Annotated in this window: 15 protein-coding genes; 12 read left to right on the top strand and 3 right to left on the bottom strand. The window is 42.0% G+C overall.

Annotated elements, in window-relative coordinates; genetic code table 11:
* The first annotated feature begins 35 nt into the window (after nt 1-35).
* The 5 genes from SMI_RS10315 (at nt 36) to SMI_RS10295 (ending at nt 5,683) form a co-directional block, all read left to right on the top strand.
* On the top strand, nt 36-494 hold the full coding sequence (locus tag SMI_RS10315) for a CtsR family transcriptional regulator (protein ID WP_001211269.1): 459 nt from the start codon (nt 36-38) through the stop codon (nt 492-494).
* Between the two features lies 1 nt (nt 495).
* Entirely contained in the window at nt 496-2,928 is a 2,433-nt protein-coding gene (locus SMI_RS10310; RefSeq protein ID WP_001109716.1) for an ATP-dependent Clp protease ATP-binding subunit, read from the top strand.
* 132 nt (nt 2,929-3,060) lie between these two features.
* Nucleotides 3,061-4,119, top strand: coding sequence for an AAA family ATPase (locus SMI_RS10305; RefSeq protein ID WP_000730572.1), 1,059 nt, complete (start codon nt 3,061-3,063; stop codon nt 4,117-4,119).
* 9 nt (nt 4,120-4,128) lie between these two features.
* A complete protein-coding gene (pnuC, locus tag SMI_RS10300; RefSeq protein WP_000736873.1) occupies nt 4,129-4,908 on the top strand; it encodes a nicotinamide riboside transporter PnuC in 780 nt (259 codons plus the stop codon).
* A gap of 1 nt (nt 4,909) precedes the next feature.
* Complete coding sequence (locus SMI_RS10295) at nt 4,910-5,683, top strand: NUDIX domain-containing protein (RefSeq protein WP_000140989.1); 774 nt, start codon at nt 4,910-4,912, stop codon at nt 5,681-5,683.
* 72 nt (nt 5,684-5,755) lie between these two features.
* Here SMI_RS10295 and SMI_RS10290 read toward each other — a convergent pair whose 3' ends face one another.
* The gene (locus tag SMI_RS10290; RefSeq protein WP_000949600.1) at nt 5,756-5,986 is read right to left on the bottom strand and encodes a hypothetical protein; all 231 of its coding nucleotides are present in this window, start codon (nt 5,984-5,986) and stop codon (nt 5,756-5,758) included.
* A gap of 278 nt (nt 5,987-6,264) precedes the next feature.
* On the opposite strand from SMI_RS10290, the gene SMI_RS10285 reads away from it, so the two are divergent.
* Nucleotides 6,265-6,963, top strand: coding sequence for a hypothetical protein (locus tag SMI_RS10285; protein WP_000730890.1), 699 nt, complete (start codon nt 6,265-6,267; stop codon nt 6,961-6,963).
* Between the two features lie 126 nt (nt 6,964-7,089).
* Nucleotides 7,090-7,776, top strand: a complete 687-nt coding sequence (locus SMI_RS10280) for a YoaK family protein (RefSeq protein ID WP_000764011.1) — start codon at nt 7,090-7,092, stop codon at nt 7,774-7,776.
* A 64-nt stretch (nt 7,777-7,840) separates the two neighbouring features.
* Here SMI_RS10280 and dusB read toward each other — a convergent pair whose 3' ends face one another.
* Entirely contained in the window at nt 7,841-8,812 is a 972-nt protein-coding gene (dusB, locus tag SMI_RS10275; RefSeq protein ID WP_000183324.1) for a tRNA dihydrouridine synthase DusB, read from the bottom strand.
* Entirely contained in the window at nt 8,799-9,671 is an 873-nt protein-coding gene (gene hslO / locus SMI_RS10270; protein WP_000357873.1) for an Hsp33 family molecular chaperone HslO, read from the bottom strand. The genes dusB and hslO overlap by 14 nt, the downstream gene beginning before the upstream one ends.
* Nucleotides 9,672-9,835: 164 nt before the next feature.
* Here hslO and SMI_RS10265 point away from each other — a divergent pair, with 164 nt between their 5' ends.
* The 5 genes from SMI_RS10265 (at nt 9,836) to SMI_RS10245 (ending at nt 16,992) form a co-directional block, all read left to right on the top strand.
* Nucleotides 9,836-11,263 carry a helix-turn-helix domain-containing protein gene (locus SMI_RS10265; protein WP_012972623.1) on the top strand — a complete coding sequence of 476 codons (1,428 nt, stop codon included), beginning with the start codon at nt 9,836-9,838 and terminating at the stop codon, nt 11,261-11,263.
* A 159-nt stretch (nt 11,264-11,422) separates the two neighbouring features.
* Nucleotides 11,423-12,931: a glycerol kinase GlpK gene (gene glpK / locus SMI_RS10260; protein WP_000076678.1), complete on the top strand. Its 1,509-nt coding sequence runs from the start codon at nt 11,423-11,425 to the stop codon at nt 12,929-12,931.
* 41 nt (nt 12,932-12,972) lie between these two features.
* Nucleotides 12,973-14,799 carry a type 1 glycerol-3-phosphate oxidase gene (glpO, locus tag SMI_RS10255; protein WP_000395901.1) on the top strand — a complete coding sequence of 609 codons (1,827 nt, stop codon included), beginning with the start codon at nt 12,973-12,975 and terminating at the stop codon, nt 14,797-14,799.
* A 69-nt stretch (nt 14,800-14,868) separates the two neighbouring features.
* Nucleotides 14,869-15,573 carry an MIP/aquaporin family protein gene (locus SMI_RS10250; RefSeq protein ID WP_000980821.1) on the top strand — a complete coding sequence of 235 codons (705 nt, stop codon included), beginning with the start codon at nt 14,869-14,871 and terminating at the stop codon, nt 15,571-15,573.
* Between the two features lie 240 nt (nt 15,574-15,813).
* Nucleotides 15,814-16,992, top strand: a complete 1,179-nt coding sequence (locus SMI_RS10245; protein WP_000071446.1) for a ryptide export MFS transporter — start codon at nt 15,814-15,816, stop codon at nt 16,990-16,992.
* Nucleotides 16,993-17,264: the final 272 nt, after the last annotated feature.

Genomic DNA, 17,264 nt, shown 5'->3' with positions numbered 1-17,264 from the left:
GATAGTCAAGGTTTAAAGAGAGAGGTGGGTTTGTAATGAGATTTAAAAATACATCGGATCATATTGAGGCCTACATCAAGGCGATTTTAGATCAATCTGGTATCGTGGAGTTGCAACGTAGTCAGTTGGCAGATACCTTTCAGGTTGTCCCTAGTCAGATTAACTACGTGATCAAGACACGCTTTACGGAAAGTAGAGGCTACTTGGTTGAAAGTAAGCGTGGTGGAGGAGGTTACATTCGTATAGGACGGATTGAGTTTTCTAGTCATCATGAAATGCTACGGGAGCTGCTTTACTCGATTGGTGAGCGGCTCAGTCAAGAAATTTATGAGGATATTCTACAGCTTTTGGTTGAGCAGAAATTGATGACCAAGCAGGAGATGAATTTGCTGGTAGCAGTAGCTGTGGATCGCGTTTTAGGGGAAGAAGCTCCAGTCCTTCGTGCAAACATGCTAAGACAGGTCATACAAGAGGTAGATAGAAAAGGGAAGTAAGATGAACTATTCAAAAGCATTGAATGAATGTATCGAAAGTGCCTACATGGTTGCTGGCCATTTTGGAGCTCGTTACCTAGAGTCTTGGCACTTGTTGATTGCCATGTCCAATCACAGTTATAGTGTGGCAGGGGCAACTTTAAATGATTATCCATATGAGATGGACCGTTTAGAAGAGGTCGCTTTGGAACTGACTGAAACGAACTATAGCCAGGATGAAACCTTTACGGAATTGCCGTTTTCTCATCGTTTGCAGGTTCTTTTTGACGAAGCAGAGTATGTAGCGTCAGTGGTCCATGCTAAGATGCTAGGGACGGAGCACGTCCTTTATGCGATTTTGCATGATGGAAATGCCTTGGCGACTCGTATTTTGGAGAGGGCTGGTTTTTCTTATGAAGACAAGAAAGATCAGGTCAAGATTGCTGCTCTTCGTCGAAATTTAGAAGAACGGGCAGGCTGGACCCGTGAAGACCTCAAGGCTTTACGCCAACGCCATCGTACAGTAGCTGATAAGCAAAATTCTATGGCTAATATGATGGGCATGCCCCAGACTCCGAGTGGTGGTCTCGAGGACTATACGCATGATTTGACAGAGCAAGCGCGTTCTGGCAAGTTAGAACCAGTCATTGGTCGAGATAAGGAAATCTCGCGTATGATTCAAATCTTGAGCCGTAAGACCAAGAATAATCCTGTCTTGGTTGGAGATGCTGGTGTTGGGAAAACTGCTCTGGCGCTTGGTCTTGCCCAGCGTATTGCTAGTGGGGATGTGCCTGCGGAAATGGCTAAGATGCGCGTGTTGGAGCTGGATTTGATGAATGTCGTTGCAGGGACACGTTTTCGTGGTGACTTTGAAGAACGCATGAACAATATCATCAAGGATATTGAGGAAGATGGGCAAGTCATCCTCTTTATCGATGAACTTCATACCATCATGGGTTCTGGGAGCGGGATTGACTCAACTCTGGATGCGGCCAATATCTTGAAACCAGCCTTGGCGCGTGGTACCTTGAGAACGGTTGGCGCGACCACTCAGGAGGAATACCAAAAACATATCGAAAAAGATGCGGCCCTTTCTCGTCGTTTCGCCAAAGTAACGATTGAAGAGCCAAGCGTGGCCGACAGTATGGCGATTTTGCAAGGTTTGAAGGTGACTTATGAGAAACACCACCGTGTGCAAATCACAGATGAAGCGGTTGAAACAGCCGTTAAGATGGCCCATCGTTACTTGACTAGTCGCCATTTGCCAGACTCTGCTATCGATCTCTTGGATGAGGCAGCAGCAACAGTGCAAAATAAGGCTAAGCATGTAAAAGCAGACGATTCAGGTTTGAGTCCAGCTGACAAGGCCTTGATGGATGGTAAGTGGAAACAAGCTACTCAACTAATTGCTAAAGAAGAGGAAGTGCCTGTCTATAAAGACTTGGTGACGGAGTCTGATATTTTGACCACCTTGAGTCGCTTGTCAGGCATTCCAGTCCAAAAACTGACTCAGACTGATGCGAAGAAATACCTGAATCTGGAAGCTGAATTGCACAAACGTGTCATCGGTCAAGATCAAGCTGTTTCAAGCATTAGCCGTGCGATTCGCCGCAACCAGTCAGGGATTCGCAGTCACAAGCGTCCGATTGGTTCCTTTATGTTCCTAGGACCTACAGGTGTCGGTAAGACCGAATTGGCCAAGGCTCTGGCGGAAGTTCTCTTTGATGACGAATCAGCTCTTATCCGCTTTGATATGAGTGAGTATATGGAGAAATTTGCAGCCAGCCGTCTCAATGGAGCTCCTCCGGGCTATGTGGGCTACGAAGAAGGTGGGGAGTTGACCGAGAAAGTTCGCAACAAACCATACTCTGTTCTCCTCTTTGACGAGGTAGAGAAGGCCCATCCAGATATCTTTAATGTTCTCTTGCAGGTCTTGGATGATGGTGTCTTGACCGATAGCAAGGGCCGCAAGGTTGACTTTTCAAATACCATTATTATCATGACGTCAAATCTTGGTGCGACAGCTCTTCGTGATGACAAGACAGTTGGTTTTGGGGCTAAGGACATTCGTTTTGACCAGGAAAATATGGAAAAACGCATGTTTGAAGAGCTGAAAAAAGCTTATAGACCTGAGTTTATTAACCGTATTGATGAGAAGGTGGTCTTCCATAGCCTTTCTAGCGACCATATGCAGGAAGTAGTGAAGATTATGGTCAGACCTTTAGTGGCAAGTTTGGCTGAAAAAGGTATTGACTTGAAATTACAAGCTTCCGCACTGAAATTGTTGGCCAATCAAGGATATGACCCAGAGATGGGAGCTCGTCCACTTCGCAGAACCCTGCAAACAGAAGTGGAAGACAAGTTAGCAGAACTTCTTCTCAAGGGAGATTTAGTGGCAGGCAACACACTTAAGATTGGTATCAAAGCAGGCCAGTTAAAATTTGATATTGTATAAAAATGGAGAATCAGGAGCAATCTTGATTCTCTTTTTTGCTACTTTTTTATAAAAAATAATAAAAACCTATTGACAAAACAAAAATATAGTTTATAATAAAAATATCAAAAATTATAAAAAGGTAATAGGTTTATGAAAAAGAAAACAGCAGTGGTATTTGGAACCTTTGCTCCACTTCATCAAGGACATATCGATCTGATTCAGCGAGCGAAGCGGCAGTGTGACCAGGTCTGGGTTGTCGTTTCAGGCTATGAGGGAGACAGAGGGGAGCAGGTAGGCTTAACGCTTCAAAAAAGATTTCGCTATATCAGAGAGGCTTTTCGTGATGACGAATTGACCTCTGTCTGCAAGTTAGATGAGACTAATCTTCCACGTTACCCTATGGGTTGGCAGGAGTGGTTGGATCAAATGTTAGCGGAGATTTCCTATGATGAAACCCAGCAAGAACTAATTTTCTTTGTGGGAGAAGCAGACTACCAGCAAGAATTGTCTAATCGTGGCTTTGAGACTGTCTTGCAAGAAAGAAAGTTTGGTATCTCAGCGACTATGATTCGAGAAAATCCAAGCAAATATTGGAAATATATCGCTCAACCTTTCCGACGTCAGTTTACAAAGAAAGTGTTGATTATGGGAAGTGCTAGCAATGGGAAGACAACTTTGGCCAAGGATTTGGCAAGGTATTACGATGCACCAGTTAGCTTGGAATACGCACGTGAGTACCAGATCAAAAACAATGTCCGCGATGATGAATTGACTCCAAAAGATTACTATTATCTCCTGTTGGGGCAGTATGACCAGACCTCTAAGTTAATTGACAGCAATGCCAATAGGGGACTGGTGATTGCTGACACAAACTCCTTAGTAACCAAGGGCTACTATGATTATTACATGGAGACTGAGGATCAAGAGGACTTATCAGGAGAAACATTTGACAATCTCTTTGCCTCGATCTTGGCTAAGGAAAAATGGGACTTGATTCTCTTTGTGCAACCTGTCGGCTCCTATGTCAATGATGGGTTTAGAGATATGACCATGGCAGAAGACCATATTCGTCATAGTTTTTCCCAGCATTTGGACCAGATGAGGGAGCGCTACTTAGCAAACATTCCACTAGTTTATCTAGCTGAGGATTATTTAGGAAATTATGAATCAGCAAAAGTGGCTATTGATGCTATTTACCAAGCAGATTAGGAGAAAAATATGAAAAAACTAACTGAAAAAATCACACAATTTATCGAAAACTTTAAAAATGTCCATGCGGAAGCACGCAAGATCGGTTTTGCAGGAATCATGCGCCTGCTCTGTAAAGATCTCTTTGTTGGCCGGAGTCTTTTCCAGTGGTTGTATCTCATCGTCTTGTCAAGTGTTCCCTTAATCTTGGAATTCACGCAAAATACAGAAAGTCATGACTGGCTGAGCTTGTTTGCATCTTGGACGGGGATTGTCTGTGTTATTTTGGTAGCAGAAGGGCGTGCAAGCAATTATCTCTTTGGGGCCATTAACTCTGCTATCTATTTGGTTTTGGCTATGAATGCGACTTTTTATGGTGAAGTCTTGACGACCGTTTACTTCTTTGTCATGCAGCCGATTGGTCTCTATGCTTGGCTGTCCAACCGTATCAATGACCAAGGAAAAGCAGAAGAATCTCACTTTGAAGCCAAGAAATTATCTGTGCTTGACTGGCTTAAGTACTTAGCTTTGACTGCTATCATTTGGATTGGTATGGGCTTGGCTTATCAAAGTATCCATAGTGCTCGCCCTTTCCGTGATAGTGTTACCGATGCGACCAATGGTGTTGGTCAGCTCTTGATGACACGTCTCTACCGTGAGCAATGGATTTTCTGGATTGCAACTAATCTCTTTAGTATTTACCTCTGGTGGGGTGAAAATATCCACATCCAAGGGATGTACTGGGTTTACACACTCAATAGTCTAGTAGGTTGGTACCAATGGACCAAGGCAGTTCGTAAGGAGGCGTAAAATGACGGAAACGATGATTCCAGCAGGGATGACGGAAAAAGAATATTTTGAAATCCATGCCAGTCAGGAGGAGTTTTTGGATTGGTACTACAAGCAGGAACTCCCTCAATACGAAAAACCAAGTGTGACGGTGGATATGGTAGCCTACTGCTTTGTTGAAGGAAAGATCAAGATCTTATTAATTCGCCGCAAGGCTCACCCTTATCAAAACTGTTTGGCCTTAGTTGGAGGATTTATGGACAAGGGCGAAGATGCTGCGCATGCCTGTCAGCGTGAGGTGAGAGAAGAAGTCAATCTCGATCTTCCTTTGGAAAAAATTGAGCAATTGATGACCGTATCGACTCCCGGCCGTGACCCACGGGGCTGGACAGTGACCATTGCCCACTTGGTTTATCTGCCTAGTCGTGCATTAGAACTTGTTCAAGCAGGAGACGATGCCAAGGATGTCGTTTTCGTAGATGTCGATTTTCAGACAGGCAAGTGCTACCTAGAGGGAGTAGAGTTGGAGGAGCAAGCTTTCGCTTTTGACCATTATGCCATTATCCAAGAATCCATCAAACGAATCCAAGGCCGTCTCGACTGGAATCCGACCTTCCTTTATCTGCAAGAGGAGGAGTTCACTGTCTATGAAGGGACTGAACTGGTCAATCTTATCAACCCCGGTCGTCCCATCGTCAGCAATAACTTTCTCGTAAAATACGGAGAATATGTAGAAGAAGTCGGACTCAAACGAGTACCTAAAAAGAAACCAAGAAAAACCTATCGATTGAAATAAAAAGCGAGGCCGGGAAAAAGTTCCCGACCTCTTTATTTGCCTTTATTAGTTTGATTTGCTGTTGCGATTGTTCTAGGGATGACCATCTTTCTTAGAATTGCTTAACATGTGAGTAAAGAAGTCTTTGTATAGATACTTGAGATAGTTCTCATGTACAAATAACAAAGCGATATAGACAATCAAAAAGATTGTAGTCAGATAGAAGACATCAAATGCAGTTCGCGCATAGTAAGTTGCTGATTGATAAGAGACAATAGCTGTCACAATCAACCAAGGCAGATACTTGTAATACTTGCTTAACATAAGCCTACACCTCCTATATTCTATTTCAATGTTATTATATTCCTTTGTTTAAAACAATGCAAGCGATTACACAAAAATAAATTCAAATTTTTAATAGAAAAATCTCCTGTTTTTCTGTTTTATTACGAATAGAAGAGTAGGAGGAGTAAATGTATCTAAAGTATTTAAGATTTTTAAAATAGTTTAGATAAATTGTTGACATATTCAAATCAGAGTGTTACAATTATATTACAAAAAGATTTCTTTATATTTCTAAAACATTACAAAGGAGTAGAAAAATGAAAAAGAAAACCTATATCAAATTGATGGCAGCAACTGTATTGGCTTCTACCTTGCTATTAGGAGCTTGTGGAAATAAAAAGGAAACAACTCAAGCAAGCAGTTCTGCTAAGACAAGTCAATCATCAGGTTCTAAAGCAACTTCTTCTAGCAAAGAAAGCAAGACTCAGAAGTCCTCAAGTTCAGCTTCATCTGAAAAGGCCAAGGCGTCTACTGACCAGTCTACAGCAACACCAATACCATCACCAGCAACACCTGCACCAGAACAAAGACAAGGTCAAGAAGTGGCTAATCAACAGGCGGCTAGTCAGCAAACTCCTGCTCAGACTCCTTCAACTCAACAAGCTCCTCAAACCCAGTCTAACCAATCAAGCTATGATCCTACAACTGACCGCAAACTTCAAGACAAACAAGCAGAGCAAAATAAACGCTACAAGGGTGTTTTAGCCATGGTAGACGGTGATTTCTCAGCAGCAGCTGGCAATTGGAGGGGAGCAAATGGCGAAACTATCACAGTTTCATCAGGTGGTCAATTTACAGTAGAATCTGCTAATGGAAAGAAAGAAAATTACTCTATCAAAGGCTATTCTTATACTCTTGATGATGGTAAGTATAATGCCAAAATTGGTGGGGGAAAAATCATCCAAATTACAACAGGAGCGGATGGTAAGGTTTCCAGTGTTGCTTTGAATCAATAATAAAATTTGGTGCTTTAACTTTTACTAGAAATCGTGCTGTAAAAGAGTGAGCCAACTGTTTTTCACTTAGTTTCTCCAAGAGAAAGTGGTATAATAAAAAAATCAAAGGAAAACGAGTGATAATACATGGCGGATAAATTAATCTTACCTCAAAACACACGACTGATGGGAGTATTTCTTGGATTTGTAGGTGGTTCTTTGGATGTGTTTTGCCATATTCAATACCATAGTTTGGTAGCGACACAGACAGGGAATATTCTCCTACTTATATCTGATTGGCATGACTCAAATGTTATTAATACGATGCTACGATTCTGCTCAATTATCTTCTTTTCTCTAGGATTTCTGTCTGCCCTACACATGAAAGAATACCGCAAAACGGCCTACTGGCGGGTTAAGATGTTGCTTCCTTTATTTATTGGGACACTTATTTTGCCTTTCTTTTCACGATTTCCTTTATTAGAAGTTCCTTTCATCGCTTTTGGAACAGGAATGATGATGCTAACATTTACAGGTAGCTTGATTGAAGATCATCCCTATGTCATTTTTATGACGTCTGGAAATTACCGAAAGATGTTGACCGCTTTGTATCGCATTGCTAGAAGAGAAGGAAATATCCAAGAATACCGTCGTCAAGCCTTAAATTATGGGATTGTTGTGGGAAGTTTCATAGTGGGGGCAATCAGCTTGGCTGTATTGATGCATTTTCTTCATGAATGGTCTGTTTGGATTATCAGTATCAATTTGTTTTTGATTATGTCCTACTATATAGCTAGAGTGAAGCAATTAGATTTACAAGATGAAAACATATAAAAAACGGCAAGATTCTTTTTGAGCTTTGCCGTTTTTGTGAGTTGTAGATGTGAGACTATGCTTTCTACAATTGCAAGAGGGCTTCAATCTCTGCTAGGGTGCTAGCTTGTGAAATAGCTCCACGGAGTTTGGCAGCACCAGATGTTCCACGGAGGTAGTGAGGAGCGAGGCCACGGAACTCACGAACTGCGACGTTTTCCCCTTTGAGGTTAATCAAGCGTTTCAAGTGTTCGTAGGCGATTTCCATCTTGTCCTCAAAAGTCAAATCAGGTAGGATTTCTCCTGTTTCAAAGTAGTGGTTGATTTGGTGGAAGAGGTAGGGATTTCCCATGGCTGCGCGGCCAATCATGACTGCGTCAGCACCAACTTCTTCGATACGTTGTTTGGCTTCTTGAACCGTACGGATATCACCGTTGGCGATAAATGGAATCTTGGTCAGAGCTTGAGCTACGTCGTGCAGGGTCTCAAGATCTGCATGACCTGTATACATTTGCTCACGGGTACGGCCATGCATGGCGAGGGCAGCAACACCTGCAGCTTCAGCAGCGAGGGCATTTTCTACTGCCAGAGATGGGTCCGCCCAGCCGGTACGCATTTTGACAGTAAGTGGGATATCAAGGACAGACTGGACCTTGTTGATGATAGAGTAAATCTTGTCTGGATCCTTGAGCCACATAGCGCCAGCTTCGTTCTTCACGATTTTGTTAACTGGGCAACCCATGTTGATATCCACGATATCGGTTTTAGTGTTTTCTTGGATAAATTCTGCTGCGCGTGCGAGGCTTTCTTCGTCGCTACCAAAAAGTTGGATAGAAACAGGGTTTTCGCCTTCGTCGATATGAAGCATGTGCAGGGTTTTTTCGTTGTTGTATTGGATTCCCTTGTCAGAGACCATTTCCATAACAACGAGTCCTGCACCGAGCTCTTTTGCGATGGTACGAAAGGCTGAGTTAGTCACGCCAGCCATAGGCGCTAAAACGGTACGATTGGGAATCTCAACATTGCCAATCATAAAAGGTGTATTAAGATTTGTCACGAATGAGTTCCTCCAGGTCGTTTTCATCAAAGTTATAAGTTGTTTGGCAGAATTGACAAGTGATTTCTGCCCCATGGTCTTCCTCTTTCATTTCCTGTAGGTCTGAACTTGGAAGGCTGGCAAGAGCGTTCATAAAGCGCTCATGGCTACAGTCACATTGGAAACGGATTTCTTCTTCAGAAAGACGCTTATAAGCCTCGTCACCGTAGATTGCCTTGAGGAGGGCTTCGATATGGTCTTCACTTTCCAGAAGGGTTGAGATAGCTGGCATTTCTTGGATGCGTTTTTCAAAACGGGCAATCTCTTCTTCCTTGGCTCCCGGCAAGACTTGGACTAGGAAACCACCTGCAACCTTAACCTTGTCTTCTTCGTCCAAAAGGACATTGAGACCGACTGCTGAAGGGGTTTGTTGGCTTTCGGTCAGGTAAAAGGCAAGGTCTTCACCGATTTCTCCAGAGATGAGAGGAGTCATAGAGTTGTAAGGATTTCCAGTACCGTAGTCTGTGATAACGAGGAATTGGCCATTGCCGACAAAAGGTCCGACTAGGACTTCACCAGTTGCAGTCTTTTTGATGTCAACACCAGGATTTTGAACATAGCCTTTGACATTCCCCTTGGTATCAGCGACCGTGATAATGGCACCTAGAGAGCTAGATCCCAGCACCTTAACTGTTAGTTTGGTATTCCCTTTTTCATTGGCTGCGAGAATCTGGCTAGCGATAAGAGTTCGACCAAGCGCTACAGTTGAGCTAGCTTGGGTTTTGTGTTTTTCTTGAGCAGTGCGGACGGTTTCTGTGCTATCAAGGACAAAAGCACGAAAGGCTCCGCTTTCTGACATAGTTTTAATAATTTTATCCATAGCTACTATTTTAGCATAAAAATGCCCAAAGGGGGAGCAGTGTGTTTGCTGATTTTCAGGATAATGGACCAGGAAATCAGCATGAAAATAAAAAGAGAAACAGATTATTTCAGCATTTGTAAGATTTATGCTATGCTTAAGGTAGAAAATGAAAGGGGTAACAAATGTATTTAGGAGATTTGATGGAAAAGGCTGAATCTGGCCAATTTTCAATCCTTTCCTTTCTATTACAAGAGTCGCAGACGACCGTCAAGGCTGTAATGGAGGAAACAGGATTTTCAAAAGCAACCCTAACCAAATATGTCACCCTTCTCAATGACAAGGCTTTGGATAGTGGCTTAGAGCTGACTATCTCCTTAGAAGATGAAAATCTGCGCCTGTCAATCGGTGCAGTTACCAAAGGGAGAGATATCCGGAGCCTGTTTTTGGAGAATGCTGTTAAATATCAGATTTTGGTATATCTTCTCTACCATCAACAGTTTTTAGCTCATCAGCTGGCTCAAGAATTGATGATTAGTGAGGCTACGCTTGGTCGCCACTTAGCTAGTCTAAATCAGATTTTGTCAGAATTTGACTTATCCATCCAAAATGGACGTTGGCGAGGTCCAGAGCATCAGATTCGCTATTTCTATTTCTGTCTTTTTCGCAAGGTTTGGTCTAGTCAGGAATGGGAAGGTCACATGCAGAAACCAGAGAGAAAGCAGGAGATTGCCACTTTAGAAGAAATCTGCGGTGCAAGTTTGTCCTCGGGTCAGAAATTGGACTTGGTTCTCTGGGCTCATATCAGTCAACAACGTCTCCGTGTCAATGCCTGTCAGTTTCAAGTCATAGAAGAGAAAATGCGAGGGTATTTTGACAATATTTTCTACCTTCGTTTGCATCGAAAGGCTCCGTCATTTTTCGCTGGACAACATATCCCTCTAGGAACTGAGGATGGGGAGATGATGATTTTCTTCTCTTTCCTCCTATCTCATCGTATTCTTCCTCTTCATACTATGGAGTATATTCTTGGATTTGGAGGGCAGTTGGTAGATTTGCTGACACAATTGATTCAAGAAATGAAGAAGGAGGAGTTGCTGGGTGATTATACAGAGGACCATGTTACCTATGAACTCAGTCAGCTTTGTGCTCAAGTCTATCTCTATAAGGGCTATATTTTACAGGATCGCTACAAGTACCAGTTAGAGAATCGTCATCCTTATTTACTGATGGAACATGATTTTAAGGGGACGGCAGAGGAGATTTTTCATGTTCTACCTGCCTTTCAACAGGGGACAGATTTAGATAAGAAGATTCTCTGGGAATGGCTCCAGTTAATCGAATATATGGCTGAAAACGGTGGCCAGCATATGCGGATTGGTCTGGATTTGACCTCTGGTTTTCTTGTTTTTTCAAGGATGGTAGCCATTTTGAAACGGTATTTGGAATACAATCGCTTTATTACCATTGAAGCCTATGACCGAACTCGGCATTATGATTTGCTGGTTACCAATAACCCGATTCATAAGAAGGAGCAAACACCAGTTTATTATTTAAAAAATGACTTGGATATGGAAGATTTGGCAGGGATTCGTCAGTTATTATTCACTTAAAAGGCTTGGTTGTTCCAGGTCTTTTTTGTGAAATTCACACAATCTCCTCACATTTTTTAAAAAATTAAAAAAAGTTGATAAACAAGAAAGCGCTTTATTTTGTATACTAGTTAGTGTAAAGAGGAGACATCCTCAAGATCATTATCAGGAGGACAGCACATGTCACAAGAAAAATTCATTATGGCCATTGACCAGGGGACTACAAGCTCTCGTGCCATTATTTTTAACAAAAAAGGGGAAAAGGTTAGCTCGAGTCAAAAAGAGTTCACTCAGATTTTCCCTCAGGCAGGTTGGGTTGAGCACAATGCAAATGAAATTTGGAACTCTGTTCAGTCAGTTATTGCGGGTGCTTTCATCGAAAGTGGTGTCAAGCCAAATCAAATCGAAGCCATCGGGATTACCAACCAGCGTGAAACAACTGTTGTCTGGGATAAGAAAACAGGGCTCCCTATCTACAACGCTATCGTTTGGCAATCACGCCAGACAGCTCCTTTAGCTGAGCAACTGAAAAGTCAAGGTTATGTGGAAAAATTCCATGAAAAGACTGGTTTGATCATCGATGCTTACTTCTCAGCGACTAAGGTTCGTTGGATTTTGGACCATGTAGAGGGTGCTCAAGAGCGAGCAGAAAAAGGGGAATTGCTCTTTGGTACTATTGACACTTGGTTGGTTTGGAAATTGACAGACGGTGCGTCTCACGTGACGGATTACTCAAATGCAGCCCGTACTATGCTTTATAACATTAAAGAACTCAAATGGGATGATGAGATTTTGGAAATTCTCAACATTCCTAAGGCTATGCTTCCAGAAGTTCGTTCTAACTCTGAAATCTACGGTAAGACAGCCCCATTCCATTTCTATGGTGGAGAAGTGCCAATCTCAGGTATGGCTGGGGACCAACAAGCAGCCCTCTTTGGACAGTTGGCCTTTGAACCAGGTATGGTTAAGAATACTTATGGAACAGGTTCCTTCATCATCATGAATACTGGTGAAGAAATGCAGTTGTCTGAAAACAACCTCTTGACAACCATTGGTTACGGAATTAACGGCAAGGTTTACTATGCCTTGGAAGGTTCTATCTTCATCGCAGGAAGTGCCATTCAGTGGCTTCGTGACGGTCTTCGCATGGTTGAAAATTCACCAGAATCTGAAAAATACGCTCTTGATTCTCACAACAATGATGAAGTTTATGTCGTTCCAGCCTTTACAGGTCTAGGTGCTCCATACTGGAACCAAAACGCTCGCGGTTCTGTCTTTGGTTTGACTCGTGGAACAAGCAAAGAAGACTTTATCAAGGCGACTTTGCAATCTATCGCTTATCAAGTGCGTGATATCATTGACACCATGCAAGTGGATGCGCAGACAGCTATCCAAGTCCTGAAAGTAGACGGTGGTGCAGCTATGAACAACTTCCTCATGCAGTTCCAAGCTGACATTTTGGGAATCGACATCGCACGCGCCAAAAACTTGGAAACAACAGCTCTAGGAGCAGCCTTCCTAGCAGGTTTGTCAGTAGGCTACTGGAAGGACTTGGATGAGTTGAAACTCTTGAACGAGACAGGAGAACTCTTTGAACCATCGATGAACGAATCGCGCAAGGAACAACTCTACAAGGGCTGGAAGAAGGCTGTAAAAGCAACGCAAGTCTTTGCGGAAGTAGACGACTAATACTGGAAGAATAAAGCGACTTAGTTAGAAAGTGTGTAAATATGGAATTTTCAAAGAAAACACGTGAATTGTCAATTAAAAAAATGCAAGAACGTACCCTGGACCTCTTGATTATCGGTGGAGGAATCACAGGGGCTGGTGTAGCCTTGCAGGCGGCAGCTAGCGGTCTTGAGACTGGTTTGATTGAAATGCAGGACTTCGCAGAAGGAACATCCAGCCGTTCAACAAAATTGGTTCACGGAGGTCTTCGTTACCTCAAACAATTTGACGTAGAAGTGGTCTCAGATACGGTTTCTGAACGTGCAGTGGTTCAACAAATCGCACCACACATTCCAAAACCGGACCCAATGCTTTTGCCAGTTTACGATGAAGATGGAGCGACCTTTAGCCTCTTCCGTCTTAAAGTAGCTATGGATTTGTACGACCTTTTGGCAGGAGTTAACAACACACCAGCTGCAAACAAGGTATTGAGCAAGGAAGAAGTCTTGGAACGCCAGCCAAACTTGAAGAAAGAAGGCTTGGTAGGAGGTGGGGTTTACCTTGACTTCCGTAACAACGATGCGCGTCTTGTGATTGAAAACATCAAACGTGCCAACCAAGATGGTGCTCTCATTGCTAACCATGTTAAGGCAGAAGGCTTCCTATTTGACGAAAGTGGCAAGATTACAGGTGTTGTAGCTCGTGATCTCTTGACAGACCAAGTCTTTGAAATCAAAGCTCGTCTGGTTATCAATACGACAGGTCCTTGGAGTGATAAGGTACGCAATTTGTCTAATAATGGAACACAATTCTCACAAATGCGTCCAACTAAGGGAGTTCACTTGGTAGTGGATTCAAGCAAGATCAAGGTTTCACAGCCAGTTTACTTTGATACAGGTTTGGGTGATGGCCGTATGGTCTTTGTTCTCCCACGTGAAAACAAGACTTACTTTGGTACAACTGATACAGACTACACAGGTGATTTAGAACATCCAAAAGTGACTAAAGAAGATGTAGATTACCTACTTGGCATTGTTAACAACCGCTTCCCAGAAGCCAACATCACCATTGATGATATCGAAAGCAGCTGGGCAGGTCTTCGTCCATTGATCGCAGGCAATAGCGCTTCTGACTACAATGGCGGAAATAACGGAACTATCAGTGATGAAAGCTTTAATAACTTGATCGCGACTGTTGAATCTTATCTTTCTAAAGAAAAAACGCGTGAAGATGTTGAGTCTGCTGTCAGCAAGCTTGAAAGCAGCACCTCTGAGAAACATTTGGATCCATCTGCAGTTTCACGTGGTTCTAGCTTGGACCGAGATGATAATGGTCTCTTGACCCTTGCTGGTGGTAAAATCACAGACTACCGTAAGATGGCTGAAGGAGCTATGGAGCGCGTGGTTGACATCCTCAAAGCAGAATTTGACCGTAGCTTTAAACTCATCAACTCTAAGACTTACCCTGTTTCAGGTGGGGAATTGAACCCAGCAAATGTGGACTCAGAAATCGAAGCCTTTGCGCAACTTGGAGTGTCACGTGGCTTGGATAGCAAGGAAGCTCACTATCTAGCAAATCTTTACGGTTCAAATGCACCGAAGGTCTTTGCTCTTGCTCACAGCTTGGAACAAGCACCAGGACTTAGCTTGGCAGACACCTTGTCCCTTCACTATGCAATGCGCAACGAGTTGGCTCTTAGTCCAGTTGATTTCCTTCTTCGTCGTACCAACCATATGCTCTTTATGCGTGATAGCTTGGATAGCATCGTTGAGCCAGTTTTGGATGAAATGGAACGATTCTATGACTGGACAGAAGTGGAAAAAGCAGCTTACCGTGCGGACGTCGAAGCAGCCCTCGCTAACAACGATTTAGCAGAATTAAAAAATTAAGAAAAAATAAAAGAGGTGGAGGGCAGGACTCCTTGTCGCCCGCCCCTTCTTTTTAATGGAGACAGAAAAATGATGAATGAATTATTTGGAGAATTTTTGGGGACTTTAATCCTGATTCTTCTAGGAAATGGTGTTGTGGCTGGTGTGGTTCTTCCTAAAACCAAGAGCAACAGCTCAGGTTGGATTGTGATTACTATGGGGTGGGGGATTGCAGTTGCGGTTGCAGTATTTGTATCTGGCAAGCTCAGTCCAGCTCATTTAAACCCAGCTGTGACCATCGGTGTGGCCTTGAAAGGTGGTTTGCCTTGGGCTTCCGTTTTCCCTTATATATTAGCCCAGTTCGCAGGGGCTATGCTGGGTCAGATTTTGGTTTGGTTGCAATTCAAACCGCATTATGAGGCAGAAGAAAATGCAGGCAATATCCTGGCAACCTTCAGCACTGGTCCAGCTATCAAGGATACTGTATCAAACTTGATTAGCGAAATCCTTGGAACTTTTGTATTGGTCTTGACAATCTTTGCTTTGGGTCTTTACGATTTTCAGGCAGGTATCGGAACCTTTGCAGTGGGCACTTTGATTGTCGGTATCGGTCTATCACTAGGTGGGACAACAGGATATGCCTTGAACCCAGCTCGTGACCTTGGACCTCGTATCATGCACAGCATCTTGCCAATTCCAAACAAGGGAGACGGAGACTGGTCTTACGCTTGGATTCCTGTTGTAGGACCTGTTATCGGAGCAGCCTTGGCCGTTTTTGTATTCTCGCTTTTCTAATCTAGAAAACAATTATGTTGATAGAGCTTGAGATGAGTATCTCAGGCTTTTTTCATTGAGTATAACTTATTAGTACTATCCAACAACGATAATAATCATTCCTTTAAAAGTAGGAATAATAAAGGCAATAGTTTTTGCTTTTTTATGTGAAAAATCTCACTTTTGTTTTCTGCTATTTTATGCTAAAATATTAAAAATCAAATTTAATTCCAAAGTTGGCAACTAAAGGGGGAGTGCTATATGTCTAATTCATTTATCAAGTTGTTAGTCTCTCAATTGTTTGCAAATTTAGCAGATATTTTCTTTAGAGTAACAATCATTGCTAACATATACATTATTTCAAAATCAGTAATTGCCACGTCACTAGTTCCCATTTTAATAGGGATATCCTCTTTTGTTGCGAGTCTTTTAGTTCCTTTAGTTACTAAAAGGATAGCGTTAAATAGGGTTTTATCTTTATCCCAATTTGGAAAGACTATATTATTAACGATACTGGTAGGAATGTTTACCGTAATGCAATCCGTAGCGCCTTTGGTGATCTATCTATTTGTTGTTGCAATTTCCATATTAGATGGTTTTGCAGCACCCGTTTCCTATGCTATTGTGCCGCGCTATGCGACCGATTTGGGCAAGGCTAACTCAGCCTTGTCAATGAGTAGTGAAGCTGTTCAATTGGTGGGTTGGGGATTAGGTGGACTCTTATTTGCAACAATTGGTTTTTTACCTACCACGTTTATCATTTTAATCTTGTATATCATTTCTAGCTTTCTGATGTTATTGCTTCCTAAGGCTGAAGTGGAGGTGTTAGAGTCAGAAACTAATCTTGAAATTTTACTCAAAGGTTGGAAGTTAGTTGCTAGAGATTCTAGATTAAGACTTTTTGTATCAGCAAATTTATTGGAAATTTTTTCAAATACGATTTGGGTTTCGTCTATCATACTTGTCTTTGTAACTGAGTTATTAAATGAAACGGAAAGTTACTGGGGATATTCTAATACAGCATATTCTATCGGGATTATAATTAGTGGCTTAATTGCTTTTAGGCTATCTGAAAAGTTCCTCGCTGCTAAATGGGAAAGTATTCTTTTTCCTCTTGTAGCCATGGCAATAGTGACACTGACTATTCTATATTTTCCAAATGCACAGATGTTTTTAGTATTTTCAGCTTTAGTTGGTATGTTATCGCAGCTAAAAGAAGTTCCTGAAAGTGTATTTCTTCAGGAAACAGTAGAGGAAAATAACTTGGTTAATGTCTATTCCGTTCTGGAAGTGATTTCGACACTATCATTTTCAGTATTTGTTTTGCTAATGAGCTATATTACTGAGAGTTTTGGTATTAGCATCAGTTTTTGGCTATCAGCCATTTGTCTGATGATAGAAGCTATTTTAATTTATATCAGACGAGATTATTTTAGGTGAGAGACTAGTTAAAAAGTCTTGAAAAATTAGAAAAGCGCATAGTATCAGGTGTTGAAAAACTTGATATTGTGCGTTTTATTACGGGAAGATTTACTTCATTGTCTCCTGAAATAGAGTTTTGAAGCAGGGTCACTCTATTTGAAAATATACATAGAAAAACCGCATAATTTTAAAATTGGCTTAAATATAATGAAAATCTACGGCAAACAATTGAGAAATTACCCTAGAAAGTGGTATAATGGTAGAAAAATACTATAGTAAGAGTCTATCTT

The organism is Streptococcus mitis B6, assembly GCF_000027165.1.
GTDB lineage: Bacteria > Bacillota > Bacilli > Lactobacillales > Streptococcaceae > Streptococcus > Streptococcus mitis_AR.
This window is presented reverse-complemented; position numbering and strand designations above follow the sequence as displayed.

Coding starts and splice junctions, on each gene's coding strand:
- SMI_RS10285 (WP_000730890.1), top strand. CDS start 6,265: ATGAAAAAGAAAACCTATATCAAATTGATGGCAGCAACTGTATTGGCT.
- SMI_RS10315 (WP_001211269.1), top strand. CDS start 36: ATGAGATTTAAAAATACATCGGATCATATTGAGGCCTACATCAAGGCG.
- glpK (WP_000076678.1), top strand. CDS start 11,423: ATGTCACAAGAAAAATTCATTATGGCCATTGACCAGGGGACTACAAGC.
- SMI_RS10305 (WP_000730572.1), top strand. CDS start 3,061: ATGAAAAAGAAAACAGCAGTGGTATTTGGAACCTTTGCTCCACTTCAT.
- hslO (WP_000357873.1), bottom strand. CDS start 9,671: ATGGATAAAATTATTAAAACTATGTCAGAAAGCGGAGCCTTTCGTGCT.
- glpO (WP_000395901.1), top strand. CDS start 12,973: ATGGAATTTTCAAAGAAAACACGTGAATTGTCAATTAAAAAAATGCAA.
- SMI_RS10245 (WP_000071446.1), top strand. CDS start 15,814: ATGTCTAATTCATTTATCAAGTTGTTAGTCTCTCAATTGTTTGCAAAT.
- SMI_RS10280 (WP_000764011.1), top strand. CDS start 7,090: ATGGCGGATAAATTAATCTTACCTCAAAACACACGACTGATGGGAGTA.
- SMI_RS10295 (WP_000140989.1), top strand. CDS start 4,910: ATGACGGAAACGATGATTCCAGCAGGGATGACGGAAAAAGAATATTTT.
- SMI_RS10250 (WP_000980821.1), top strand. CDS start 14,869: ATGATGAATGAATTATTTGGAGAATTTTTGGGGACTTTAATCCTGATT.
- SMI_RS10310 (WP_001109716.1), top strand. CDS start 496: ATGAACTATTCAAAAGCATTGAATGAATGTATCGAAAGTGCCTACATG.
- SMI_RS10290 (WP_000949600.1), bottom strand. CDS start 5,986: ATGTTAAGCAAGTATTACAAGTATCTGCCTTGGTTGATTGTGACAGCT.
- SMI_RS10265 (WP_012972623.1), top strand. CDS start 9,836: ATGTATTTAGGAGATTTGATGGAAAAGGCTGAATCTGGCCAATTTTCA.
- pnuC (WP_000736873.1), top strand. CDS start 4,129: ATGAAAAAACTAACTGAAAAAATCACACAATTTATCGAAAACTTTAAA.